The following is a 25882-nucleotide window of genomic DNA, read 5'->3' on the forward strand; positions in this document are numbered from 1 at the left end:
TTATGAATAAATATATAAATAAACTATTTATGATGTCGGCTATTGCAATGGCTGGCATAATGGGGATGACCTCATGTACAGACTATCTGAATAAAGCTCCGGAAAGTGACTACCAGGATAATGACCCTTACAAGAATTTTAAGAACTTTCAGGGTTTCACTGAAGAACTCTATAATTGTATCCCGGTAGTTTCAAACAACAAAGATGCCGGACATACTTGCTTCAACTATGGTGAAGATGAATACTGGGAACCACAGGAAATGCGTATGCAAGCCCGTAGTGTGGACAACGGAGACTTCTGGGCCTGGACTACTGTTTACTATGGTTACCCGAACAATCAAGGCTCGGCAGGTTCAAACAACCGAACTGATAAAGGTCACTTATGGGCCAACTCCTGGTATGCCATCCGTAAAGCCAATATCGGTATCGCCAACCTCGGCAATCTGATAAGCGCCACCGAGGAAGAACGCAATCTCATAGAAGGACAACTTTACTTCTTCCGCGCATGGTACCACTTTATGCTAATGGAATGGTGGGGCGGCATGCCGTATATTGATACAGTGTTGTCTTCGGATGTAGCTCCCACGTTAGCCCGTCTTACATGGCAAGAATGTGCGGAAAAATGCGTAGCCGACTTTGAACATGCAGCCAGCCTACTTCCTGTTGATTGGGATGCAACCACCGCCGGTAAAGTGACTTTAGGCAAAAACAATATGCGTATCAACCGTATCATGGCTTTAGCTTATAAAGGCAAGACCTTGCTTTGGGCAGGCAGCCCGTTGATGAACTGGGCTTCCGGAGGTACAAAGGAATACAATGCAGAGTTGTGCAAACGAGGTGCCGATGCTCTCGGACAAGCCCTTGCCCTCACCGAATCGACCAACCGTTACGAACTGGCTGACTTCTCCAAATATAATGACATCTTTCTGTTGCATAACTCAAGCGGCAAGCTGAACGGAGTAAAAGAGTCCATCTTTATGGAGAATATCAAGGATTATAGTGGACGCTGGCGCTGGAATATGGTTAACGACTTCCGACCTCAATCCATTGAGTATTCCGGTATTAAATGCTATCCTACCGCCAACTATGTAAACTACTATGGCATGCAGAACGGTTACCCGATTAATGACATGACAAAGGCAGATGCCGAATCAGGCTATGATCCCACACATCCCTGGAAAAACCGCGACCCACGCTTCTATAAAACCATCATGTTCGACGGTGTGAAGTGGAAAAGTACCGGTGGTGCAGGTGGAACGGCAGAACTTTTCACCGGAGGTAGAGAGAGTGAAGAAGCAAATGAAAAGAAAGGCTGCTTCACAGCCTATATGAACAGCAAACTCTGTCCGCAATTGATGAATACGGTTGACGGTTATAAAGAAAACAATATCATGATCCTCAGCCTTATGCGCCTGGCAGATGTATATCTGATGTATGCTGAAGCTACAGCTGTAGGCTACAACGGTCCGAAGGGTAAAGCTGCTACCTACGCACTCACAGCCGAAGAGGCATTGAACAAGATCCGCGAACGTGCCGGGGTAGCTCCCGTACTCGACAAGTTCCTAGGTAGTACTGCTGACTTCCTGAGCGAATTACGCCGTGAACGCGCCGTGGAACTGTCCTTCGAAGGTTTCCGTTTTGCCGACCTTCGCCGCTGGATGCTTCTCACCCAATATCCTTACACACTGAAGACCAAGATTGAGTTCGACCGTGCCGATCCTAGTGACTATAATTATGACGAACCGGAAGAAAATGCTATCAAGAACTTGCGTGAAGTAGTATTGCTTGAGCGTAAATATACCGACAGACACTATTGGTATCCACTCCCTAAAAAGGATGTTAGCATGTATGAAGGGTTCTACCAGAATCCCGGATGGTAATCTTGACGTATTAACTAATAATGACGCAAAAAATGAATAGAAAGTTTATATATATTGGCTGTACTGTTTTCGCCATGTCTCTGTTTTATGCAGGAGGTATTCAGGCGCAAGAAGAAAACAAAGATAGCCTGGTGAATGTGGCTTTCGGTACGGTTGCCCAGGAAGACTTGACGCATGCCATTTCTACGGTCAACACGTCCGAACTGACCCAAAAAGTAAATAGTTCCAGTAGCTTAGTTGGACTGGAAAGTCTGATAAGTGGATACACCGGTAACGTATGGGGGCAAGAAGCACTTGTCCTTGTGGATGGAGTACCCCGCAGTGCAAGTAATGTACGCGCTTCGGAAATAGAAAGTGTTTCGGTAATGAAAGATGCTGCTGCCGTGGTACTTTATGGTAGCCGTGCAGCAAAGGGTGTTATCCTGATCACTACCAAACGCGGTAAAAATGAACCGATGCGCATCGACGTACGGGGCAATGCAGGCATTAATGTTCCCAAATCTTATCCAAAATATTTGGATTCAGACTGCTACATGACCCTTTACAATGAAGCTTGCCGTAATGACGGGGTGTCCCCCAAATACAGCGCATCAGATATCTACAACACTGCCATGGGAACCAATCCTTATCGTTATCCGAATATTGATTTCTATAGTTCGGACTATCTGAAAAAGGCATATTATAATGCAGATGTGACAGGTGAAGTATATGGAGGTAATGATCGCACACACTATTACCTGAATTTCGGTATGGATTATAGTAACGATCTGCTGAAATATGGTGAATCAAAGAATGCCTACAATATGCGTTTCAATGTACGCGGTAACGTAGACATGACACTTGCCTCATGGCTAAAGGCTACTACCAATGCGGCAGTTGTCTTTACCAATCAGTATGCAGGTCGCGGAAACTTTTGGGGAACCGCATCCACCTTGCGTCCCAACTGGTTTGCTCCGCTATTACCCATCGACATGATGGATACCAGCGTCGCTCAAATACAGGAATATATTACCAACAGTAATCACCTGATTGACGGCAAATATCTGCTTGGAGGAACTTCCTCCGACATGACCAATCCTTTTGCTGATCTTCTGGCTGCCGGATATGTTAAGGAAAAGGCACGTATGTTTATGTTCGATGTCAGCCTTGCCGCCGATCTGGGTTCTTTCTTGAAAGGCCTGACGTTTAAGACTTCTTATAGTGTAGACTATACTTCTTACTATTCGGAAGCTTTCAGCGAGACCTACGCCGTTTATGAACCTACATGGTCTCAGGTGAATGGTAAAGATATGATTATTGCCTTGAAGAAACACAATGAAGACAAAAAAGATCCCAATGAATACGTCGGGAAGTCCACTTATGATCAGACCATGACGTTCAGTGCACAGTTTGACTATGCCCGCACTTTCGCAAAATACCACAACGTAGCAGCCACATTCATAGGTTGGGGTTATCAAACGCAGAATTCTGCTGACGAAAACCATGAAAGCAGTGATTATCACCGTACCAGTAATGTGAACTTAGGCTTACGGGCATCCTATAATTATAATCATAAATATTATGCCGATTTCAGTGGTGCCGTGATCCATTCGGCCAAATTACCCGAAGGCAAGCGTAACGCTTTCTCTCCGTCAGTCACTTTGGGGTGGAGGATCAGCAAAGAAAAGTTTATGGAGAATGTAAAGTTTATAGACGATCTGAAAATCACAGCTTCTTATGCCAACCTGCATCAGGATCTCGATATCACCGACTATTATCTGTATAAAGGCACTTTCTCCAAAAGAACAAACGAAGGCTTCTATGTACAATGGCATGATGGAACAGCCGGCGGATGGACTCCGGCTTCCAAGCGCGGTGATAACCCCAATCTGGGTTTCATCACACGTGAGGAGTTCCGTGCCGGCATTGATGCCACACTGTTCAACCGTCTGCTGAAAATAAATGCGAATTACTTCAGACAAGATACGAAAGGCTTGCTCACCCAAGGTTCATCTTCTATCTATCCTTCCTATTTTGCTTTAAGCAGCAATTCCACTTTCATGCCCTGGATCAATTATAACGAGGACAGACGCAGTGGTTTTGACTTCGCGCTGAGTGCCAACAAGAAATTCGGCGACTTTGACGTAACACTCGGTTTCAATGGTATGGTGTACTCCTCCGAAGCTCTGAAACGTGACGAACTTTACGACGAAGATTACCAGTATCGCAAAGGTCGTGCACTCGATGCTTCCTATGGTTATGTATGCGAAGGTTTCTTCCAGGATCAGACTGACATAGACAATCATGCCCGTCAAACATTTGGTACGGTAAAGCCCGGTGACCTGAAGTACAAAGATATTAACGAGGATGGTGTAATCGACAGCAAGGACCAAATTGAATTAGGAAAGAACGGTTGGTCAGCTCCTCCTTTCTCCTTCGGATTGAACTTAACTGTGAAGTGGAAAAATTTCTCGCTATTTGCCATGGGATCAGGTCAAACCGGCTCTGTAGACTTTAAAAGCAATTCCTACTACTGGAACCGCGGTACGAGCAAATTCTCAGAAGTGGTATGGGGACGTTGGACCGAAGATACAAAGGATGTGGCCACCTACCCACGCCTGACCACCACCAATGGTGACAATAACTACCGCAATTCCACTTTCTGGATGTATAAGCGTAACTATTTCCGCCTGAACCAAGTGCAGTTGACGTATGACTTCCCTGAAAATACTTTCAAAGGAACGTTTGTTCGTGGTTTAAGTGTTTATTGCGGAGGTAGCAATCTGCTTACCATCTCTAAAGAGCGGAAGCATATGGAGCTGAGTACCGGTTCCCCTCAATGCCGTAACTTCTATGCAGGTTTCAAGGCTGCATTCTGATTTTATTGATTAATAAAGAAGAAGATTATGAAAAAGAAAATTATACCTTTTATAATAGGTGCCCTGATGCTCACCGGTTGTGATGATTTGTTTTCACCAGCCATCGAAAATTTCCAAGGCGTGGAAAACATGTACAACGATGCGGAATACGCACGGGGAATATTGCACAATGTATACAGTCTGATTCCGGGCTATTACGATAACAGCGAGTATGGCACGGATGACGCCGTAACCAACCAGCCAAGTAATGTGTATCTGCAAATGGCCACCGGTGCCTGGACTACAAGTTCATATAATCCACAGAATCAGTGGACCAATTCCTACGGTGCCATTCAATACATCAACCTCTTCCTGGAGAATGTGGGAGGCGTAAAATGGTCGGATGATGAAGAACTGAACAAATTGTTTGCGCAACGCCTCACTGGCGAAGCTTACGGACTCCGTGGGATGTTCTATTTTTATCTGCTTCGTGCCCATGCCGGTTTTGGTGCAAATGGCGAACTGCTCGGTGTACCCATATTTACAGAACCTCAGACAATAGAATCGGATTTCAATCAACCGCGTGCTTCGTTTCAGGCTTGTGTAGAACAAATCTACAATGATCTTTCCGAAGCAGAGAAAAGACTTCCTTATGAGTATGAAGATGTTTCAGGAAGCGTTCCTGCAGATTTCCAGAGTCTCACACAAGACGTCGGTAAATACAACACCGTTATGGGTGCCAAAGCACGTCAGTTGTATAACGGAATCATAGCCCGTGCCTTCCGTACACGCACAGCCGTACTGGCTGCCAGTCCCTTCTTTGAAGATGCTTCCAACGCTGCCACATGGGCAGATGCCGCTAATGCCGCAGCTGCTGTAATAGACTACAAAGGAGGTCTATCAGGATTAGCATCCGACGGAGTGGAATATTACTCACCCACTATTGTAAATACAATTCAGGACGGTGCCAATCCAAATGAAATTTTATGGAGAGGAAACAAAGGAAGTGGTGATAACGACCAGGAATCACAAAATTTTCCACCTAGTTTGTATGGTAACGGTTACATGAATCCGTCACAAAATCTAGTGGATGTATTCCCCATGGACAATGGATACCCCATCAGTGACGCAGCCAGCGGATACGATGCCAACAATCCTTATGCAGGACGCGATCCCCGTTTGGGCAAATACATCTTTTACAATGGAAGTACAATCAGCGACAAGAATGTAACCATCAATATTAATGAGGGAAATCAGGATGGTGTCAACGTGACTGAGAACCGCTCGACCCGAACAGGCTATTACATGAGAAAACGCTTGCGCATGGATGTGAACTGTAATCCGGCATCCATTTCCAAACAGCCGCATTACACACCCCGTATCCGTTATACTGAAATGTACCTGAATTATGCTGAGGCAGCCAATGAAGCTTGGGGACCCCAAAATGCCAACGGCAGAGATTACTCCGCTTACGATGTAATCAAAGCCATCCGGAAACGTGCCGGCATAGGTGGTACCAATGATGCCTATCTGGAAGCATGCGCTGCCAGCAAAGACAAAATGCGTGAATTGATCCGCAACGAACGTCGATTGGAACTCTGCTTCGAAGGATTCCGTTTTTGGGATCTCCGTCGCTGGAAAGCCGACTTGAACGAACCGGTATATGGCATTAGCTGGAATGGTAACAGTTATCAGAAGATAACCGTGGAAGAACGTTCGTATGAAGATTATATGTACTGTTGCCCTATCCCCAACTCTGAGATACTGAAGTACAGCAACCTCATCCAGAATAAAGGATGGAAATAAACAAAATTGTGAACACTATTAATAAAATAGCATGATATGAAAAAGAAATTAGCATATATCGGACTGGCTTCATTACTCTTGTCTTTCACCGCGTGCGAAAGCTCTGACAATGAATTCTCCGACTTCGATTATCAAACTGTATATTTTGCCAATCAATATGGTTTGCGTACCATTGAATTGGGAGAAGACGAATTCCTCGATAACTCTTTAGATAATCAGCACAAAGTATCCATTAAAGCTGCTTGGGGTGGTGGTTATACCAACCGCAAGAATGTAATTATTGATACTCAGGTAGATGAATCGCTTTGCGAAAACCTCTATTTCAAAGGAAGTAACACTCCTGTTACCCCTATGCCCACCTCCTACTACACCCTGGCCGCTAACCAGATCAATATTCCCAAGGGTGAAGTTATAGGTGGTGTGGAAGTACAGTTTACCGATGCATTCTTTGCCGATAAAAAGACTCTTGATAATTATTACGTGATTCCTCTGAAGATGACAGGCGTACAGGGTGCAGACTCCATCCTTCAGGGTAAGGCAGTCGTAGCAAACCCCATGTTGACAAATAGTGGCGACTGGAGTGTACAACCCAAGAATTTTGTACTCTATGCTGTAAAGTATGTCAACCCCTGGCATGGTGAGTACCTGCGTCGTGGAGTGGATCAAGCTGTGATAAACGGCGTTCCTTCGCAATTGGTACGCCATCAGCAATATGTAGAGAAGGATGAGAAAGTAAATATTACAACTGAAAGCCTGAAAGACAATATTCTATCCTTATCAACCAAGGACGCGCAAGGTAATCTTTTCAATTACAACCTCAGCTTGACTTTTACCGAAGATGGTAATTGCACAGTAGGTAGTACTTCCGACGATTTCATCATTTCCGGTACCGGTAAATTTGTGAAGAAGGGCGAAAAGAACAGCCTTGGCGGTAAAGATCGTAATGCTATCTATCTGGACTATACAATTGACTTTAAAACCAAAAACATGCAGTACGCCACCAAAGATACGTTGGTGTTAAGCAGTCGTGCCGTACAAGGTGGCAAGTCATTTGAGATAGAAATAAGATAGTATTATCTTGTATAAACGTTTAAACAAAGAAAACATGAAATACTTTAATCATAAGATAATCGGTATTGCCATGATGTGTGTAACGGTTATGGCATGCACCGATAAGTATGACTGCAACCTTCAGGTAGAAAAGCCTGAAGAAGTGGCCAACAGCGAATACCTGGCCAGCTTTGATTTGCTGAAATCGTACATTACCCGCGATGCCAGTTCTCCGTTCAAGTTTACGGCAAACTTGTCTTCAACAGACTTTTTAAAGAAAGACATTGCTTACAGCACCATACTTAGCAATTTTGATGGTGTAGATATTGGCGGTTCCTTCACTACCTCCAACTCTTTGAAAGAGGATGGCTCTTACGATTTTGGCGGAATGCAATTAGTATTCGACGCTATTAAAGGAACTGACATAACAGTTTATGGCGGTACACTTTGTTCCAACCAGGGACAATGCACCGCTTACTATAATGAACTAATCCAACCCATCATTATTCCCTTCGTACCCGAAAAAGGTAAAACTGTGATTTGTGACTTCGAGAATGATGAACTAGGTAAAGCTTACGGTATGACCGGAGGAAGTCAGGCTGTGGTAGAAAACGACCCTGATGGGAAGAGTGGTAAAGCACTGCATGTAGGTACCGACGATAACAAAGCTGCCTATTCACATCCTAAGTTCAACGTCAAGTTACCGGAAGGTCGAAAACTGGGCGATTACGTCAATCTGACCATTGATATGCGTATTGTAAACGAAGACGGTATATATGGAGCCGGTATGAGAGTCTTTATTAATGGAAAAGAGTTCAACGTTGGCATGAATGCTAAAACTTTCGGTTGTAATCCCAACACTTGGAATCGTGGAGCGGTCATCAGCTTAAATAGCGCCACAGCTCCAGGCTTCATCCTGCCGAATGAAATGAAAGGGCTTACTGAATTTGAACTTGCCGTTGGTTCTGCCTCCGGAGGAGCACAATACTTCCTCGACAATATCGTGATGAATTATGAGCTTCCCGGAACAGGTGTTACTAAAATCGATTTTAAAAAAGATGAACTTGGCACGTCTTATCCGATGACTAATGGTAATCAAGCAATAATAGAAGATGATCCTGAAGGCAGTGGCAAAGTGCTACATGTAGGTACAGCCGCTACTCCTTGCAATAGATCTTATCCTAAATTCACAGTAAAATTGCAAAACGGAAGAACGTTAGGTGACTACATAGGCCTTTCGCTCGACATGTACCTGATAGATGGTAAAGGTGGCTGGGGTGACGGCATGCGGGTAGTGATTAACGGGCAAGAATTCAACTGTGGCTATGGACCGTTCAACTTCGGTTGTGAAGCTGACAAATGGGGACGAGACAAAATTTATATCACATTCCTGAAAGAAGGTGAAGAAACGGGTAAGGGAAAGATCGCTATTCCCAATTCCATGAAGGATTTGACCGAGATAGAACTGGCCGTAGGTTCAGGCTCTGCCGAGTGGCATGCTTACATCGATAATATCAACCTTCACTGGAAAGCCGATGATACCATCATCGAGAAAACTCCCGAAGAGAAAAAGAACATCTTCACGGAAGAGATGAATAAATGGATCGGTGGTATAGTAAATGCCGGTGGTGAATCTGTAAAAGTATGGAATATTGTAGGCGAACCACTTGACAAGACCATGGATGCCAACACCTTCAACTGGGGTGAATACTTGGGCGAAGTAGAATATGCACGTACAGCCGTGAAACAGGCTCGTGACACAGCGAAAATTGATCTTAACCTCTTCGTCAGCAATACTTTCAATCAATCTGATGAGATGGGACAGAAAGCCGATGAATTGATTGCATTGGTAAAATCCTGGGAAGCAGATGATGTAACCCGTATTGACGGATACAACATCCTTCTTCATGCGGTTTATTCCAAAGATGCCACTTCCCAGAAAGCCAATGAAGAGATGATTTCCGAATTGTTCGACAAGCTGGCACAGACCGGTAAACTGATACGTGTATCCGACCTCAGCATGATGGTGGAAGATACAGAGGGTAAGTTCATCCAGACCGGTAAACTGACCGCTGATGAACGGAGTGCCGCAGCCAACTATATAGCTTTCATCATGAAAGAATATCGGAAAACTATCGCATCGGACAAGCAATATGGCATATCCATTTCAAGTATGACCGAAACCAGTACCGGTAACAAGATTTGCCCCTGGACTTCGGGATACAATCGAAATGGAATGTATGAAGGAATAGTTGAAGGATTGAAATAACCCGAAGTATAATGAAACTATTTATTAGAAATCTATGCATTTTTCTGATGGGAATGTCATGTTGGGCATGCTCTGATAATAATAATGCGGAGACTGATGATAGCGGGAAGGGCGCATATGCGCTCTTCCTAAAAAAGTCAATTACAGTGAGTGCCGGTGAAAATCAGACGGAGGTCGTTATAGAGTGGGCAAAAACCTCCTGGGAGATAACCTTCGAACAGGGAGATATTGTAAAAAGTATAACTCCGATGTCAGGTGGAAGCAGTGATGGAGAAAAGCAGTACACAAAAATCCAAGTGGTTTGCAATGCTAACGCTTCAATGAAACAACGTACACAGACTATTCACATTACTGACCTAACCAACAAGCAGACTACTGATTTATTGATAGAGCAGGAACCGGCCTTCAAGTCTGTTACACTTAATATTGACCCTACGGTAAAATATCAGCCGATAGCAGGATTCGGTGGAATGTACAATCCTAAAATTTGGTGTGGCGGAAACCTCATTTCTGACCGGCAATTAGACCAAATGTATGGTGAAGGCGGATTGGGCTACTCCATCCTTCGCCTGATGGTTTATCCCAACGAATCTGATTGGAATGCTGATGTCGAAGCGGCTAAAGCGGCACAGGCCAATGGAGCAATAGTTTTTGCATGTCCGTGGGACTGTACAGATGCTCTCTCCGAGCAAATCAAGGTGAACGGCAAAGAAGTAAAACATCTCAAAAAAGAAAACTATGGAGCATACGCCGATCATCTTATCCGTTATATCAATTTCATGAAACAGAATGGAGTAGATCTTTATGCCATATCTGTTCAGAACGAACCGGATATGGACTTTACTTACTGGACACCTCAGGAAGTGGTAGATTTTGTGAAGCAATACGGTGCCAAAATCCGTGAAACCGGAGTCAGACTGATGTCTCCCGAAGCATGTGGTACACCGCCCGAATACACGGATCCGATAATCAATGATGCCGGAGCATTTGCACAGACCGATATTATTGCAGGACATCTTTATCAAGGTTTTACAGACCTGGATAATGGATACGTCAAAAATCGTCACGATTACATCTGCGGTCTCTATCCTCGCATCCATGGAAAGACCTGGTGGATGACGGAACATCTCTTTAATGACGGAGAAAAATCAGATGATCCGTCAGCATGGGAATTCCAAAAGTGGCAATACTGCCTCAACCATCTTGGCAAAGAAATCCACATGTGTATGGAGGGCTATTGCAGTGCATACGTATACTGGTATTTAAAGCGTTTCTATGGATTGATGGGCGATAATGACAAGCGCAGCCCGGTGGGTGAAGGTGAAATTGCTAAGAATGGTTACATCATGGCCCATTACGCGCAGTACGCCACAGGTACTACCCGTATTAAAGCTGTCACGAATAATACAGGAATATGTGCCACAGCCTACATCAATGAAACTGGAAATGAAGTAACGGTTGTATTGCTGAATTTCACTGGAGCCACCCAGTGTATAGAAATACCGTTGGCAGGAATGAAGCGTGCAAGTGCCGTTGAAACCAATGAAAACAAAAATATGGAAGTTATCAGTACTGAGATGCTGGAATCTGGTGAGGGTGTATATGTACTGTTGTCCGGTAACAGCATAGTCTCTGTCCGGTTGACCTTATAATTGCATGAAGTGATATGGAACCACTCAAGTAGTTCATATTCTCCCCAAATGGTAAGTGTTGCCAAAGCAAAACAAAAAATTGCTTTGTGCAACACTTTTTTTTATTTTTGATGTCACGTTCGCTTTACACGTTCGTCTTAGTAATGTAAATGGAACTCAAACAATTTAAAATATCCGTTCTACCCCTCCGCAATAAGCTATTGAATTATGCGCGGAAGTTGACCGAAAGTCCGGACGATGCAGAAGATGCCGTACAAGAAGTCCTGCTCAAGCTATGGAACAAAAGACTTGAACTGGAACAGTACCGCAACATTGAAGCATTCGCCATGACCATGACACATAATCTCTGCATGGATATGTGGCGCACCAGGCATACCGCCAGCGTACCGTTAGAGTATGTACAGGATGCCACTCCCAGTGGAACACCGGAACGGTTGCTTGAGATAAAAGACGAGATCCGTCTGATGCATGAAATTATTAATTCATTGCCTACCTTGCAGCGCACCATCATGCGGATGAAAGACATCGAGGAGTATGAAACGGAAGAGATCGCCGATATCACAGGCTGTAATCCGGAAGCCATCCGAAGTAACCTGTCGAGAGCGCGAAAGAAAGTGAGAGAAATTTACCTGCAAACCGTACAAGAAAAAATAAGGAGGAAACAAGTATGAAGATAGAAGAATTAATAGACCGCTATTTCGAAGGACAGACCTCATGTGAGGAAGAACGCGAATTACGCAGTTTCTTCACGCAAGAAAATGTACCGGAATCGTTACAAGTATATCGTCCCTTGTTTGTCTGCCTGGATCAGGAAGCAAAAGCATTCCGACAAGAAAGTGCTCCTGTTAAAAAGCCTTCCTTCCGCCGTCGCTTTATTTACACAGCGGGAGGAATAGCAGCCGGAATTTTATTAGTGATCGGCATTGCCGGTACGCAGCGATACCTTCACCCCACTCCGGAAAATTACGTCATTATCGACGGCAAGCAATACACGGATGCAAACCTGGTGCATGAACAAGCCCTTGCTGCTTTCCGAGATATGCGAACTACGGAAGATGAAGTGCTTGATCTGATGTTTGAATAATAAAAAGAACTAATAGATACAATTATGAAAAAGTTCACTCATACCCTGCTATGCTGCCTGCTGCTCTTGTTCAGTATCGGCATGTATGCCCAAAAAGGACTGCAAATAGCATCCGTATTTCAGAAATACGGCAATGAGAAAGGGGCCACTTACGTGGAACTGTCCAAAATGTTATCCAAGAATTGGGACATCACCCATTACCAAAGCCTGAAACTGGCAAAGGCAGAAAAAGCATTACCGGATATCTACCGGTGTCTGGAATCCGACCGGGAACATGCCAGAAAAATAAAAGAAGTGGTGACAGACGGACGTATTCAATCGGGATACTACCAGTTACCTCCGGTAAAGGATAAAATAAACCGCTTCATCTTATTCCGACTCGGTAAGAAGGGAGAAGCCACACTTATCTATATCGAAGGCGAAATAGACAGTGACGACCTTGTCACACTGATATTCAGCAAAGATTAATTCTGAAATTTATAAATCACAAATAATAAAACTTATGAAACGAATTTTCTTTTTATTCCTCATCATGACTTCCATGACAGTCGTGGCACAAGAAAGCATCCCGCAAGATACAACTCTCTATCTCAATGGACGGAAGATCATCATTAAAGAACATGATGGCAAAATCAAAGTGAAAATGTATGAGGCGAAAGCCGACAATGACACCATCGAAAACACCCAAGTATTTGAAGGTGTGTATCTGGACGGCCGCAGCATTGAACGAACCACAACGGTTTCCGTACCTTTCGTGAAGAAGAAAAAAGGCTATTACCGCTTTGATCCTCACTACCCCGCCATCTATTTCGGCTTCAACAAACTGGCAAGCAATACATTTCAGTACTCTGCCAAAGTACCTCAACTTGGCTCGAAATCCTGGGAATGGGGTATCAATCTGTTTAATACCGGAGTTGCCATAACCCGTAACAATCATTGGGGATTGACCACCACCCTCGGTTTAGCACGTATCGTCTATAAACTGGATGACAATTACGGCTTTGAAAAAGTAGACGGCATCACCGTTTGCCAGCAAGCCGAAGATGTGGATTACCAAAAGAGTTGGCTGCGCTATTGGGCTTTCCGTCTGCCTGTCAGTCTGGAATGGCAAACCAAATTCGGCAGTCGCCGTGCTTTCATTGCCGCTGGTCCGGAAGTGGAATGGCGTGTAGGAGTTAAATCCAGAGCCAAATATGATGATAAGAAACATACTTTGAGTAGCAAGCTGAATACCCATCCGCTTGGCATGAATCTGCTGCTACAGGCTGGTTATGGTTGCTTGGGGTTCAATGCCCGTTTCGCTCTCACTTCTCTGTTTGAAAAGAATAAAGGACCCGAGCTCTATCCGGCTTCTATAGGCATAGGTTGGTATTGGTGACAGCATAAAACGTTAATAATTCATTTCCCGCCTCGCAACAAAAACTGTGGGGCGGGCTTGTTTTTGTCTATATAGAATTGTATCTTTGTATCGCTACTCCTTTAACAGCAAGAAAGGAAAAATAGAATGAAAACAACTAATGAAATTCTCGCCATCCTGCACGAGTTCAAGCAAACAACCGCTGACAAGTACGGCATTGAGAGTCTTGCTCTTGTTGGTTCCGCTGCCCGTGGAGAACAACGGGAGAACAGTGATATTGATGTTTGCGTAAAACTACGCAAAACCACCTTTCGTGCCTATATGACGATCAAGGAAGAATTAGAACACCTCTTTCATACAAAAGTTGATTTAATAACCTTGCATGAGAACATGCGTCAAATGTTCCGGCATAATCTTGAACAAGATGCAATCTACGTCTAAACAAGCATTAATAGATATGCTCCGCTTTGTAGAAAGCCAAACATCATTCGTCATAAAAACCACCGCCCGGATAAGCAATTATCAAGATTTTCTCAATTCGGACGATGGCATGGTATTGTTCAATTCGACCTGTATGTGCCTGCAAACTATCGGTGAAACAATTCGCCAAGTAGATGACCGCACTCATGGGTATCTTTTCTCTCATTATACCGAAACACCATGGAAGCAAATTATAGGGATGCGTAATATTATCTCACATGAATATCTCTCAATAGATCCGGAATTGATCTTCGATATTACCAGTGAAGAACTTCCTCCCCTACTCGCTAGTTTACACCAGATTCTCACAGATATTGATGCCGGACTACGAGATAAAGAGTTGGGAAAATAGGAATCATCTGTATCATACCGAAAATAAATAATCATTTTTATTATGACCAAAGAAGAACTTATGAGAAAAGCGATTGAGCTCTCCACGGAGAATGTCGCTAACGGTGGCGGTCCGTTTGGTGCCGTCATTGCCAAAGATGGAGAGATCATAGCTACCGGAACGAATCGTGTGACATGCTCATGTGATCCGACAGCGCATGCCGAAGTCAGTGCCATTCGTGCAGCAGCCACCAAATTAGGAACTTTCAACCTCAGTGGTTGCGAAATCTATACCTCTTGTGAACCCTGCCCCATGTGCCTCGGTGCTATCTATTGGGCCCGACTAGACAAAATGTATTATGGAAACAACAAGACTGACGCCAAAAATATAGGTTTCGACGACTCTTTCATATATGATGAAATCGCTTTAAAACCTGCCGACCGCAAACTGCCCTCGGAAGTATTGCTACACAATGAAGCCATCAAAGCTTTCGAAGCATGGGCCGAGAAAGAAGATAAAATAGAGTATTAAGAACCTATCAACAAGAAGTTAAGAGTATAAATTCCAATGAATTACAAAACAGTAAAATCCCTGGAGTCTGCCTTACAGAACTTCAGGGATTTTACATTCATTCTTTATCTCAAAACAACATAAACACAATTATTATATCTAGTATTGCGCCAAAGGAATTATCCCTAGTTTATAATATCCAGAATTATATTTAGGGTTCAGAGCAGGTTCATAAATAGGACAACGATATTCACCACGTCTTCCACAATAAGTAAAACCGACACTATCCATTTCATTCTTAATGATAATATCATCACCAAAATTAACAATCACATCTCCTAATTCATCGCTATCTAAATACGTTGTTACCGTAGTAGAAACTCGATGCTGTACTGTAGTAGAAGTGCCAAATTTTGCTCCAACCTTCACTTTTTCCTCTAAACCTAAATCAAAGTCAAAATTAGTAGCGAAAGTAGTAGTAGTTTCAACCACATTTTGAGTCGTTGTCTGTAGATCCTTTTCTATAATAGAAATCTTTATTGAAGTTGAATAATCTTCAATATTCCAATCAAATAAAGGCAAAGGCTCTGGTAAATAATACCTTTTTATACTTTTAACTCCTTTAACCAAATAAGGCATTCTGTTTCCCTGTGCTTGTAAATCAAGTTCAAATAAATCATAGGGTGGAATTGATATTGCTTTTATTATCTCGTCAGAAACCAAATTCTTGTTACTAACATAAGTTTTCACTAAAAATTCATAATTTCCATTATACCAATACCCTTCAGGTCCTCTAGGAATCGGATGCTCTCTTGTTGATTGAGGTTGCTTGTCATAATGATGCGGATCATCACCTTGATCTGAAAGACTATGGTATACAACATCAGGGATTCCTGTTAGCTCAAGAAAATATACACATTCTGATATTTCTTTTTGGAAAACGCCTTTACCATCTTTCTTCATAATATTATAATATACATAATCCCTTTGCCAAATTCCATTCTGATCTGCAAATATCTTTGCATCAAAAACTTTTTGAAGCCGTGTTGGAATATCCAAAGGAGAAACTCTAGTCTTCGCCTTAGTAAGATTATTGAATTCCTCATATTCAAACACAAAATTCAAGCCATTTTCAGCACGCACAACATTAGCTTCTTTAAAATTTCGCGTTGAAGCAGACTGCAATATAACTCTTTCTGACGGTTTCACGACAACAATAGGGAATGATGGTATTTCATTACTCTTAATAGTATTTACCTTTCCAGCATTATCTACAAAAAGAATTTGATTCTCTTTACTTTTATAAGCAACAAAAGGTACTTCTTGAGCAACATTCCACTTTTCTGCCGAAAAGATATCATTAGGAAGTACGGGAACAAAAACAGTCAAAGTAGGCATTTCCTTATATAAAGCTAGCAAGTTCTCTTTACTCATATACTTCGATAAAAACTCCTCTAATGTTCCTCCCCCGCTTAACTTTTTATCTTTAACTAACATATACAAAACATCATAGTCATAATCAAACTGCTTTATCGCCTCTTCTTTTATAAGCTTTCTTACGCCTTCACTTTCATTAAGAACTCTAGCCAAAGCAAATGAAAATTCACTTTTTAAAGAGTTTAGGTCTATTTCATCATAACTTTCTTCAATTAATGATGAATTATTACTTGTTTCAATCATATCATTAGAACATGATCCTACAATGAATAGAGCTAATAGTAGTCCTACTTGTTTCAATCTAATATTCATAATATTAATCTTTTAATAGTAATACATTAAGTCTCATCTAATTCTGCAGAACTGCTATAAAGATAATGTTTTTATTTTAAATATATATATTTTTTGGTGAATTTTATTCAAAAGCAGCAAGAAAGATATCACAAAACAATTACATACAACTATTTTTGTAATTTATACAAATATCAACATAAACTTTCACTCAACTTATAGCAATATAAAAAATCCCCAAAGTGCTATGATGAAGACTTCAGGGATTTAGTTAATACACAAGGTATTTGCAATGAAAGGTTATTTGCTTATATTGTTATTCTTTTAGAAACGCATACCTAAAGTAAATATCACCTGACTACGTGTGTTTGTCACTTTTGTCTTATTTAGATATTCATCATCAAAGGCATAAAAATCTGATTTATAAGTACTATATTGATACGCTAAATCTGCATAAACTAATGAACCGCGATAACCAATGCCTAAGGTGTAATTACTCTTGGATTTAGCATTAGCATAGTCCGTATCTGTCATAACAGAGTTCAGCGGCAAATCCTTATATGCTCCGTCTTTATATGCTGCCGTGCTATAATTGTATCCGGCACGCAAAGCAAACTCAGGTATCACCTTATATTCTGCACCTATGCGGAGTGTACTTACTCCTTTCAGCATTTCTTTGATTGTCGAATTTTCATACCCCATCTCATCCCCTTCAGGATAGTAAAGACGAATACTTGAATAATCTTGATATTCATATTCAGCACCAAGAGCAAGATTTGTACCTACTGTATATCCTAAACTTAGATTGTATTTCCATGGAGTACGGAGTTCATAATCATAAGTCATATCTTTGTTATCCAAAAAGTCATAACTATCTACTGTTGTTTTATAAAACTCTGTTTCCCCCTTATCATTCTGTCCATAGATACCAGACTCAAGAAAAACATTAGTAGCCAAGGTCAACTTATAAAATGTAGGAGTATGTATTGCAAGTCCAATACGCAAAGGAGATGTTTCAAAAGGACGTATGATTGCTCCCAATTTAAAATCAAATCCTGTTCCGTCAATCTTTGTCCAGCTATTTAAGTCATAATATTCTCCTGTGTCATAATCCTCACTATAAATGGAACTTTTGGTATAATTCAAATCATAAGCACCTACGGTTACTCCCAAATACACCCTATCATTAAAGTTAAAAGAAATATTGAAGTCATATTGATCCACCCCACCAGTTTCACGTGATCTGAACTTACTATAAGGTTGGGGAAGAAAAGCACCAAATCCTGTCAATCTGTCTTTATTATTCACATCCTCATATAAGGGATCATAAAGTGAACCACCCCATCCTAAGGCAGCCAGCCAACCTACATTATTATTATTAAATACATTATTATTAGGAGTAGCATTATCATCTATATATTTTATATCATACCCATTTTCCAACATTCCCCCAGCTTGTGAAGCCATCAAAAATGTTTGCGAAACAACCTGCCCGTCAGGTGTCAGATTAAGCAATCCCTCCATTGACGTCGTTTTATTAAATGATTTGGAACGGTTATAACTGAAACCGAAATTTACATATCGCAAGGTGGTCTCATTACCGATTTTATTAGAAAGTACAAAACCAGCATTATTCAATTGCCAACGGTTCTTATTTGAATTGAAAGTATTACCACCATATGTACTTTCTGTTCCAGTTGATGAAAAACCAAATGAAGCAGTAACATCATTACTACGATAAATACCTATACCCGCAGGATTAGTTGCAATGGTAGACATGTCGCCTCCCAATGCCCCCATGGCTCCGCCCATACCAACAAAACGAGCTGTTCCATTCAAGTCCTTCTCTGTCATCTTTGTAACATCATATATAGTCTGTGCACCCATTCCCATTGAGACAAGCAATGAAAGGGCAACTAAAGTCAGTTTCTTATTCATAATCAATGTTCTTTCTAGTTCAAAACTATTATTACATTCACGTATCTGTTTATCTTCTTCCACCACCTCTGCTGGAAGAACTGCCTCTACCACCACTTGAACGGGAAGAACCTCCACCACTGCCTGAAGAATAGCTACCGCTAGAGCGTGAGCTGCCACCTGATGAATAGCTACTAGAAGAACGAGTGCTGGAAGAAGAACGATTATAGTCATAAGAACGACTACTGGAACGAGTACTAGCACCATTGTCATAATTACGTGGAGCAGATGAACTACCGCGGTTATAAGTTGACGAACTACGTGTACTACTACTGCGTGTACTGGTACTGGAAGGACGAACCGCAGAATTACCACGATTGCTACTACTGCGTACACTTTGCACATTGCTATTGTATGCACCACTACGAGTGCTACTCGGACGAGTATATGTTGAACGACGTGATGAAGCAGCATCTGTCCGTGTACTCATTCCAGGACGTTCAGATGAAGCACGGGTCCCTACCACACGGCGAGTTGAACTCGTACCAGAGCTTCTTCTCACCTCTCCACTTGTTGAACCAGTACTACGTCTTGTTTGATATCCGCTTGTAGAACCTGAAGATCTCCGTGCAGTTGATGAACCTGATACACGATTTCCCGAGGACACTCTATTTCCATAAGAACGCCTGCTCGTATAAACATTATTGTTGCCCCAATGGTTACCTCCCCAGTGTCCACCGCCACCGGGATACCAGCCACCGCCAGGATAATAATGATGGTGATGATGTCCCCATCCCCAACTCCAGCCACCGTAGAAGCCGCCCCAGCCATAGGACCAGCCACCGTAGCTATAATAAGGTGAGTATCCACCCCAACCGTAATAAGGATAGCCTCCCCATCCGTAGGAGTTATAACGCCAATCCCACCATAAGCGGTTAGAGAAAGTCGGGAAAGCATACGCATACATTCCGTCGGTATAAACGTTCCAGTCCCATGAATTCAGACCGTAAACGACATCCCAATAATACGGGCTACTGATGCTCACGGCATAACGCGGGTTGCGGAAACGTACGATACGCATAGCATATTCATAATCATCTTCCGAACCGTCGAAGCCATTTACCCACTCACCATCCGGATCGGGCACTGCTTTTTCCTTAATATATAAGGTATCGTCTTCCATTACGAAGTCATTCTCACGAGAATCATAACGACGGTTATATTCGTCTACATCACGTGTATTCCCTTTACGATCCTGTACAACAACAGTAGTATTACCCGGCGACGTATAAACCGTAGTCGGTGCATTCGACTTTACTACAATTTCTTCCGCTGGAGCAGAGCTTGTAACTTTCTTCTCCTGCTTCTTTTCCTTCTTATCCTTAGAAGGGATGTAGTAAAGGTCGTCATCTATGCTCTGCGCCGAAACCATCCAAGGGAGGCACAAGGCAAAAAGCGATAAAAAAACAATCTTTTTCATATGGGTGTGGTTTATAGGTTTTACATTAATCCATTTTATCACGTCACAAAGATAGCGACGGATTTTACCGCATACAGGAGAATTTCCCCAAATGATTATAGGGATTTCCCTAAATGCCCTATCTTTGAAATAAGACAAACTGTATCTCAACATAACTTTTTCATGCAAGCATGAAAGTTCTGCATTCGATTTACATTATCTTTAGATAAGATAAGCTGCATCTCAGCATAACTTTTTCATGCAAGCATGAAAGTTCTGCATTCGATTTGCATTATCTTTGCAGCTAATAAACAAATATACAAAGAAACTGGTTCGCTTCGCTAACAGAGGCTTTGCATTTAACAATAAATTATATTCCAATGAAATATTTAGAATTTACTTTTCGCACTTCCCCTTGTACAGAAGTAGTAAACGATGTGCTTTCCGCTATCCTGGGCGATGCAGGTTTTGAGAGTTTTGTTGAACAAGAAGACGGTATTGCTGCCTATATACAAAAAGATTTGTATGATGAAGCAACTGTAAAAGCAGCTATTGACGAGTTCCCCCTACCGGACACACAAATCGAATATACTTTTACAGAAGCCGAAGACAAAGACTGGAATGAGGAATGGGAAAAGAACTTCTTCCAACCGATTGTGATTGGTGACCGCTGTGTCATCCACAGTACTTTCCACCACGATGTTCCCCAAACAGAGTATAACATTGTCATCAATCCACAAATGGCTTTCGGTACAGGACATCACGAAACCACCAGTCTCATCATCGGTGAACTACTGGACAGCGACCTGCAAGGCAAGTCCCTTCTCGATATGGGTTGCGGCACTTCTATCCTTGCCATTCTTGCTCGTATGCGTGGCGCAGAACCTTGTACTGCCATTGATATTGATGAATGGTGCGTTCGTAACTCACTTGAAAACATTGAATTGAACCACGTAGACAATATTTCCGTATTCCAGGGAGACGCCTCTTCACTGGAAGATAAAGGTCCGTTTGACGTAGTCATCGCCAACATCAACCGGAACATTCTGCTGAATGACATGAAACAGTATGTACGTTGCATGCGCAAGGGTTCCCAACTCTTTATGAGTGGATTCTATGTGGATGACATTCCTCTGATCCAGGCAGAGGCCGAACGTAACGGATTACACTTTATACACCATCAGGAGAAAAACCGTTGGGCGGCAGTGAAATTTGAACTTTAAAGCCTACTCATCCCTGGTAGCATCTACCGGATAACTCCGGCTGATGCTACCTGCTCAATTATGGACAAAAAAAATCCCGACAAGACAATAATTGTCTGCCGGGAACCAGTATGAATATTATCTCACTTAAACAGATAAATGCAATCTAAAATACTTTCTCATGAACCATACATAAATGAAGCTGAGCAATAAAATAGCGCATAAAAGATACAAGTATCCCCAATTCTGACAATAGATATATCCGATAATCACTATTGCCTGCACTATCATATAAGCCAACGAAACCACAACATGAGGTATTTTCAACTCATTGGCCATTAACTGATACATATGTTTCCGATGTGGCAAGCCTATATTTTCATGGAGCATCAGGCGATGAATAATAGTCAAAACACTGTCAACTCCGTAAACTGCCAAAAGAATCATCCAACTGAAATCCTCCGTTTTCAGAATCAACTTCCCTATCAGGAAAAGCAGTATGAAAGCGATACTCACAGAACCTACATCACCGGCAAAACACTTCGCCTTCCTGCGGAAATTAAAGAAGCAGAATACCACCACTGAACAAAGCATCGTATAAATCAAAGCCGGTTCAACAAAGGCTACCATTTCTGCATTGATATAAGCCAATGCTCCTAAAATAATCAATGAATAACCACCTGTAATACCATTAATGCCATCCATGAAATTATAAGCATTGATGATACCTGTGCAAACAATCAGTGCTATGATGATCCACCACCAGGAAAGAGAAAACAATCCCCATTGATAAAACATCAAGGCCATGGCAGAAAAGTGAAACACCAGCCGTAATCCTTGAGAAGTAGAACGAATATCATCTACAAAACTGATAAATGTTATTAGGGTTAGTGCCAATATAAACCAGGGATATTCCCAATCGTTAGTCAGGAAATAAGCCAAAGCTCCAAAATAGAAAATAATGCCACCTCCACGTAAAGTAATCCGTGAATGAGAACTACGCTCATTGGGTTTATCTATGATATTAAACTTATCAGCTACCCTAAAATAAAAAAGTTCTGTCAGGAACAACAGAACTAAAATAATTACGTAATACATTATTCGTTTTTATTAATCCAATGAAACCATACCTGAACACAGACAAATAAAAAAGCTGCTACACTTACTACAGCTATTACAATCCAAAAACATATACTCATTCTATCTTGAAGTTTTCTAATACATTTGTTGGCTTCCACCCTAATTCACGCATTGCTTTCTCATTACTAAAAGTTAGCGACTTGGTTATTTTATCAAGCTTCAATGAATTTAATGGCGCTTTCTTACCCAAGCAGTCCCCTATCAAAGCCATACTTTTTGCCAGCCAATAAGGGATCGATAAAGGCAGCGATTTATTCATCTGTTTACAAATCAGTGTTTCCAATTCCCTGAATGTAGGTTGATAACTATCGCATACATTATAGATACCTCCTTTTCTAGCCAGCAATGGAATCAGATTCGCAATATCTTGCACCATCAACACACTTTTCCGAGCTCTACCATCTGCAATACTGAAATACCTTCTTCTACGAATCCCTGTTATCATCGCTCCCAAATTGCCCGGAGGATTAGGCCCAGCTATCAAGGAAGGGCGAATTATCCCCAACACAACATTGTGTTTCCGACACCAATTCTGCAAATACTCTTCCGCCAGGCGTTTACTCATAGCATAAGGAGTGGTTCCATTTAGCGGATACTCTTCCGTGATATTCACTCCATAATCACAACCATATACTGCTACTGTAGAAATAAAGATAAAAGCTCTCGGTACTCCAACCTTCTCTAACGCCGCACAAAGGTTTTTCGTACCCTGTAGATTTATATCGAAAAACGCCTGTCGTTCAGCGCCCGTTTTAGGAATAGAATGGGCTTTTCCGGCAGCATGTAATACAATATCATAACGTTCGCGTAGCTCCGGAACCTCCTTAGCAATGTTCACTGTATAATTATCTTGTTGGGTTAGGCCAACAGTTGTGACACTATATACTCTTTCTAAAAGAGGGTGTACGTTGTTGCCCAAGAACCCGGAGGCTCCTGTAAATAAAAGTTTCATAAGAAAAAGGAAATAAGATAAAGGGGAGGACTACTTCAACAAGAATGAGATATTTACAGGGTGCATTCGCTGCATAGGGAAAGAAGTAGGTTCAATACCTTTCCTAGAAAAGTTTTCTCAACTCCCTCTTTCTCAGGTGTAATAATATCAAGTCCATAAAGGATATGGTGCTCCTTTAAAGACATAACAAGATTGGAACCCGCGAAACCGTGAATTCTGGTAATAAGTATGTTCATGAAAATTACAGAAATAAAAAACGAATACTTACTGTTTAGTAAGAAAATCAATAAGAAGATTTTGTAACCGACGAGGATCTTGTCGTCCATCCCATATTATTATCACTTCAATTCTATCCTCATAAATCTGATAATAAATATGGTTTTGTTTATAAAAAGTGCATCTAATCTCTCCATATTGAGACAAATGCAACAACCGCCTACCCACGTAAGGAGAACTTCCCAATGACTCTACAAAAGATATAACTTTTACGGCAATATTATTTGCCGTTTTTTTCCCAAAGAAACCCTGTACGTATGCAAGTATATCATAAAGAGACTCTATAGCCAAATCAGACCAAACTACTTCCATCCCAATCTATCAGCTAACAATCCATATACTTCACTATTAGGAATCATCCGGCCTTTTTCACGAGCTATTTGAGCATACTTTACTGCCCCAATAATAATTTCATCCGACAATAATTCCATTTCTCCTATCGCAGAAGGTGAACGGTATTCCATTACAGGCTCATTGACGGTCTGCTCTATTGGTTCTTGCTTTTTATATGCTTTAGATTTACTCATTATCTTAATATTTTCTACAAAGGTAATTTGCAATATCGAAATATCCTAATTATTATTCCGTAACTTGAGCTTTCAAATATAACTTTTTCACAAACTTCATATCATGAGCCACCATGATTTTCACGAGTTCTGAAAAACTGGTTTTCGTCGGATTCCAGCCAAGCAAAGTCCTGGTTTCACGTAAAGTTTCATAAAAACATATTTCTTCTTTGAACAAAAATCAGTTTAATAGGACATAATATCGATTCAAAATTCTTTCCTTTGCAAATACCGTATCTGCGACAAGTCTAGCATTATTCTGGATAGATATTAAACTGTCTTTATTTTGATAGATATACTCTATCATGTTTTTCAGACTATATGGATCATCAGGCTTTACAAGCCAACCGATATTATATTCCTTTATACATAATGCAATTTCTGATTTTTCATCTCCAATATATAGTATAGGTTTACCGGCTGCCATAATATTGTAGGACTTAGACGGAACTCCTAAACCATACATACCATCACTTAGTGTTACAATCGCAACATCACAAGTATTCAGAAAGTCTTTTTGCATAGAACGTTCTTGAAATCCTATATAAATCACATTCTCTTTTTGTTCACCAAATGCTTTAATCACTTCCGCTTTCGCCCCACCGCCAATAAATAAAAACGAAATATTCTTATTTTCCACAAGTGAAATAGCAGATAATATATTATCCAAGCCTTGTGCATATCCTAAATTTCCTGCAAACTGAAATATAAAGCCAGAAATTTCCAATTGATTATACAAACGAGTGTCTTCCTTACGTAAAGGAAAAACCTCTTTATGATCCGCCCAATTAGGTATCAGTTCTACTTTTGTCTTTCCTTTAGTTTTTCTTTTGATAACTTCTGTCATATCTCTACCAATGGAAATGCAGAGATCAGCATTGACGTATGACTTATCAAAAATCTTTTTTAGAATTTTATATCCTAAAGAAGATATATTTATCTTTTTGATTGCTACCAAGTTTTCTGGAAAGATGTCATGTACTAAAAGTTTATAGTGAATCCCCTTAAAAAATGATATCACAGGAATCAATGCCAGCAGAAAAGCAGGATTTGTAACCACCAATAGTTCCTCTCCTCGCTTTACATTCTTCAAAATTTTAAAAGCAAGAAATATACTTGAAAGAAAAAGTCGGAACGCACGTTTTACAAAGTTATTTTTATTTATTTCTGCCATCAATACACGATGAATATGTACTCCATTATGTATTTCAAACTTTTTGGGATGATAATTCTCAATTTCATTATATTTGGCTCCAGTACAGATTACATGTACATCCATACCTTTCGAAACCAAATATTCAGAAATCTCGGTCATATAGAAACCAGTAGATGTAACTACCGGATAATAAAATTCAGAAACAATCCAAATCTTTTTCTTCATTAAAT

Annotated in this window: 21 protein-coding genes and 3 pseudogenes; 14 read left to right on the forward strand and 10 right to left on the reverse strand. The window is 41.2% G+C overall.

Translation table 11 applies throughout. From position 1 onward, the window contains the following. Positions 1 to 2 precede the first annotated feature (2 nt). The 13 genes and pseudogenes from BN161_RS06665 (at position 3) to BN161_RS06725 (ending at position 15277) form a co-directional block, all read left to right on the forward strand. Complete coding sequence (locus BN161_RS06665) at positions 3 to 1880, forward strand: RagB/SusD family nutrient uptake outer membrane protein (RefSeq protein ID WP_044264134.1); 1878 nt, start codon at positions 3 to 5, stop codon at positions 1878 to 1880. A gap of 32 nt (positions 1881 to 1912) precedes the next feature. Continuing rightward, positions 1913 to 4738 carry a SusC/RagA family TonB-linked outer membrane protein gene (locus tag BN161_RS06670; RefSeq protein ID WP_044264137.1) on the forward strand — a complete coding sequence of 942 codons (2826 nt, stop codon included), beginning with the start codon at positions 1913 to 1915 and terminating at the stop codon, positions 4736 to 4738. Positions 4739 to 4765: 27 nt separating this feature from the next. Beyond that, positions 4766 to 6523: a RagB/SusD family nutrient uptake outer membrane protein gene (locus BN161_RS06675; protein WP_044264139.1), complete on the forward strand. Its 1758-nt coding sequence runs from the start codon at positions 4766 to 4768 to the stop codon at positions 6521 to 6523. Between the two features lie 36 nt (positions 6524 to 6559). Beyond that, a complete protein-coding gene (locus BN161_RS06680) occupies positions 6560 to 7594 on the forward strand; it encodes a DUF5627 domain-containing protein (protein WP_044264140.1) in 1035 nt (344 codons plus the stop codon). Between the two features lie 34 nt (positions 7595 to 7628). Further along, positions 7629 to 9842: an endo-1,4-beta-xylanase gene (locus tag BN161_RS06685; protein WP_044264142.1), complete on the forward strand. Its 2214-nt coding sequence runs from the start codon at positions 7629 to 7631 to the stop codon at positions 9840 to 9842. A gap of 11 nt (positions 9843 to 9853) precedes the next feature. Beyond that, positions 9854 to 11494, forward strand: coding sequence for a glycoside hydrolase (locus BN161_RS06690; RefSeq protein WP_044264144.1), 1641 nt, complete (start codon positions 9854 to 9856; stop codon positions 11492 to 11494). Positions 11495 to 11643: 149 nt separating this feature from the next. After that, positions 11644 to 12165 (forward strand): RNA polymerase sigma factor, encoded by a 522-nt coding sequence (locus tag BN161_RS06695; RefSeq protein ID WP_044264145.1) that lies wholly within the window; start codon positions 11644 to 11646, stop codon positions 12163 to 12165. After that, a complete protein-coding gene (locus tag BN161_RS06700) occupies positions 12162 to 12578 on the forward strand; it encodes a hypothetical protein (RefSeq protein WP_007215024.1) in 417 nt (138 codons plus the stop codon). The genes BN161_RS06695 and BN161_RS06700 overlap by 4 nt, the downstream gene beginning before the upstream one ends. A gap of 24 nt (positions 12579 to 12602) precedes the next feature. Then, positions 12603 to 13046 (forward strand): DUF6108 family protein, encoded by a 444-nt coding sequence (locus tag BN161_RS06705; RefSeq protein ID WP_044264148.1) that lies wholly within the window; start codon positions 12603 to 12605, stop codon positions 13044 to 13046. 34 nt (positions 13047 to 13080) lie between these two features. Continuing rightward, complete coding sequence (locus BN161_RS06710; RefSeq protein ID WP_044264150.1) at positions 13081 to 13956, forward strand: outer membrane beta-barrel protein; 876 nt, start codon at positions 13081 to 13083, stop codon at positions 13954 to 13956. Positions 13957 to 14076: 120 nt separating this feature from the next. Next, positions 14077 to 14376, forward strand: a pseudogene (locus BN161_RS06715) (nucleotidyltransferase family protein); the annotation flags it as partial. Continuing rightward, positions 14360 to 14767: a HepT-like ribonuclease domain-containing protein gene (locus BN161_RS06720; protein ID WP_044264154.1), complete on the forward strand. Its 408-nt coding sequence runs from the start codon at positions 14360 to 14362 to the stop codon at positions 14765 to 14767. The pseudogene BN161_RS06715 and the gene BN161_RS06720, both read left to right, overlap by 17 nt. A gap of 42 nt (positions 14768 to 14809) precedes the next feature. After that, entirely contained in the window at positions 14810 to 15277 is a 468-nt protein-coding gene (locus tag BN161_RS06725) for a nucleoside deaminase (RefSeq protein ID WP_044264156.1), read from the forward strand. 138 nt (positions 15278 to 15415) lie between these two features. Here BN161_RS06725 and BN161_RS06730 read toward each other — a convergent pair whose 3' ends face one another. The 3 genes from BN161_RS06730 to BN161_RS06740 form a co-directional block, all read right to left on the reverse strand. Further along, positions 15416 to 17005 carry a hypothetical protein gene (locus tag BN161_RS06730; protein ID WP_044264158.1) on the reverse strand — a complete coding sequence of 530 codons (1590 nt, stop codon included), beginning with the start codon at positions 17003 to 17005 and terminating at the stop codon, positions 15416 to 15418. 303 nt (positions 17006 to 17308) lie between these two features. Then, positions 17309 to 18922, reverse strand: coding sequence for an OmpP1/FadL family transporter (locus BN161_RS06735; RefSeq protein ID WP_044264208.1), 1614 nt, complete (start codon positions 18920 to 18922; stop codon positions 17309 to 17311). Positions 18923 to 18971: 49 nt separating this feature from the next. Beyond that, positions 18972 to 20381, reverse strand: coding sequence for a hypothetical protein (locus tag BN161_RS06740; RefSeq protein ID WP_044264211.1), 1410 nt, complete (start codon positions 20379 to 20381; stop codon positions 18972 to 18974). Between the two features lie 359 nt (positions 20382 to 20740). Here BN161_RS06740 and prmA point away from each other — a divergent pair, with 359 nt between their 5' ends. Continuing rightward, positions 20741 to 21583, forward strand: a complete 843-nt coding sequence (gene prmA, locus BN161_RS06745; RefSeq protein ID WP_044264160.1) for a 50S ribosomal protein L11 methyltransferase — start codon at positions 20741 to 20743, stop codon at positions 21581 to 21583. Positions 21584 to 21709: 126 nt separating this feature from the next. On the opposite strand, the gene BN161_RS06750 is transcribed toward prmA, so the two are convergent. The 7 genes and pseudogenes from BN161_RS06750 to BN161_RS06775 all read right to left on the reverse strand — a co-directional run bounded on the left by BN161_RS06750 (position 21710) and on the right by BN161_RS06775 (position 25877). Continuing rightward, complete coding sequence (locus BN161_RS06750) at positions 21710 to 22660, reverse strand: MraY family glycosyltransferase (protein WP_044264162.1); 951 nt, start codon at positions 22658 to 22660, stop codon at positions 21710 to 21712. 97 nt (positions 22661 to 22757) lie between these two features. Further along, complete coding sequence (locus tag BN161_RS06755) at positions 22758 to 23654, reverse strand: NAD-dependent epimerase/dehydratase family protein (protein ID WP_044264163.1); 897 nt, start codon at positions 23652 to 23654, stop codon at positions 22758 to 22760. 63 nt (positions 23655 to 23717) lie between these two features. Continuing rightward, positions 23718 to 23890, reverse strand: a pseudogene (locus BN161_RS30415) (NAD-dependent epimerase/dehydratase family protein); the annotation flags it as partial. Positions 23891 to 23918: 28 nt separating this feature from the next. Continuing rightward, the gene (locus BN161_RS31010) at positions 23919 to 24242 is read right to left on the reverse strand and encodes a type II toxin-antitoxin system RelE/ParE family toxin (protein ID WP_044264165.1); all 324 of its coding nucleotides are present in this window, start codon (positions 24240 to 24242) and stop codon (positions 23919 to 23921) included. Continuing rightward, on the reverse strand, positions 24233 to 24457 hold the full coding sequence (locus BN161_RS06770) for a hypothetical protein (protein WP_044264213.1): 225 nt from the start codon (positions 24455 to 24457) through the stop codon (positions 24233 to 24235). Before BN161_RS06770 ends, BN161_RS31010 begins: the two co-directional genes overlap by 10 nt. Before the next feature lie 52 nt (positions 24458 to 24509). Beyond that, positions 24510 to 24635: pseudogene (locus BN161_RS30420) on the reverse strand (GDP-mannose 4,6-dehydratase); the annotation flags it as partial. 42 nt (positions 24636 to 24677) lie between these two features. After that, a complete protein-coding gene (locus BN161_RS06775; RefSeq protein WP_044264166.1) occupies positions 24678 to 25877 on the reverse strand; it encodes a glycosyltransferase family 4 protein in 1200 nt (399 codons plus the stop codon). Positions 25878 to 25882 lie beyond the last annotated feature (5 nt).

The sequence above is a fragment of the Bacteroides timonensis genome (assembly GCF_000513195.1).
In the GTDB taxonomy this organism is placed as follows: Bacteria; Bacteroidota; Bacteroidia; order Bacteroidales; family Bacteroidaceae; genus Bacteroides; species Bacteroides timonensis.

What these genes read in the sequence shown, in the direction of transcription:
- BN161_RS06695 (WP_044264145.1), top strand. Translation starts at nt 11,644, where the DNA reads ATGGAACTCAAACAATTTAAAATATCCGTTCTACCCCTCCGCAATAAG.
- BN161_RS06755 (WP_044264163.1), bottom strand. Translation starts at nt 23,654, where the DNA reads ATGAAACTTTTATTTACAGGAGCCTCCGGGTTCTTGGGCAACAACGTA.
- BN161_RS06670 (WP_044264137.1), top strand. Translation starts at nt 1,913, where the DNA reads ATGAATAGAAAGTTTATATATATTGGCTGTACTGTTTTCGCCATGTCT.
- BN161_RS06750 (WP_044264162.1), bottom strand. Translation starts at nt 22,660, where the DNA reads ATGTATTACGTAATTATTTTAGTTCTGTTGTTCCTGACAGAACTTTTT.
- BN161_RS06705 (WP_044264148.1), top strand. Translation starts at nt 12,603, where the DNA reads ATGAAAAAGTTCACTCATACCCTGCTATGCTGCCTGCTGCTCTTGTTC.
- BN161_RS06730 (WP_044264158.1), bottom strand. Translation starts at nt 17,005, where the DNA reads ATGAATATTAGATTGAAACAAGTAGGACTACTATTAGCTCTATTCATT.
- BN161_RS06775 (WP_044264166.1), bottom strand. Translation starts at nt 25,877, where the DNA reads ATGAAGAAAAAGATTTGGATTGTTTCTGAATTTTATTATCCGGTAGTT.
- BN161_RS06685 (WP_044264142.1), top strand. Translation starts at nt 7,629, where the DNA reads ATGAAATACTTTAATCATAAGATAATCGGTATTGCCATGATGTGTGTA.
- BN161_RS06720 (WP_044264154.1), top strand. Translation starts at nt 14,360, where the DNA reads ATGCAATCTACGTCTAAACAAGCATTAATAGATATGCTCCGCTTTGTA.
- prmA (WP_044264160.1), top strand. Translation starts at nt 20,741, where the DNA reads ATGAAATATTTAGAATTTACTTTTCGCACTTCCCCTTGTACAGAAGTA.
- BN161_RS06725 (WP_044264156.1), top strand. Translation starts at nt 14,810, where the DNA reads ATGACCAAAGAAGAACTTATGAGAAAAGCGATTGAGCTCTCCACGGAG.
- BN161_RS06690 (WP_044264144.1), top strand. Translation starts at nt 9,854, where the DNA reads ATGAAACTATTTATTAGAAATCTATGCATTTTTCTGATGGGAATGTCA.
- BN161_RS06665 (WP_044264134.1), top strand. Translation starts at nt 3, where the DNA reads ATGAATAAATATATAAATAAACTATTTATGATGTCGGCTATTGCAATG.
- BN161_RS06700 (WP_007215024.1), top strand. Translation starts at nt 12,162, where the DNA reads ATGAAGATAGAAGAATTAATAGACCGCTATTTCGAAGGACAGACCTCA.
- BN161_RS06680 (WP_044264140.1), top strand. Translation starts at nt 6,560, where the DNA reads ATGAAAAAGAAATTAGCATATATCGGACTGGCTTCATTACTCTTGTCT.
- BN161_RS31010 (WP_044264165.1), bottom strand. Translation starts at nt 24,242, where the DNA reads ATGGAAGTAGTTTGGTCTGATTTGGCTATAGAGTCTCTTTATGATATA.
- BN161_RS06675 (WP_044264139.1), top strand. Translation starts at nt 4,766, where the DNA reads ATGAAAAAGAAAATTATACCTTTTATAATAGGTGCCCTGATGCTCACC.
- BN161_RS06740 (WP_044264211.1), bottom strand. Translation starts at nt 20,381, where the DNA reads ATGAAAAAGATTGTTTTTTTATCGCTTTTTGCCTTGTGCCTCCCTTGG.
- BN161_RS06735 (WP_044264208.1), bottom strand. Translation starts at nt 18,922, where the DNA reads ATGAATAAGAAACTGACTTTAGTTGCCCTTTCATTGCTTGTCTCAATG.
- BN161_RS06710 (WP_044264150.1), top strand. Translation starts at nt 13,081, where the DNA reads ATGAAACGAATTTTCTTTTTATTCCTCATCATGACTTCCATGACAGTC.
- BN161_RS06770 (WP_044264213.1), bottom strand. Translation starts at nt 24,457, where the DNA reads ATGAGTAAATCTAAAGCATATAAAAAGCAAGAACCAATAGAGCAGACC.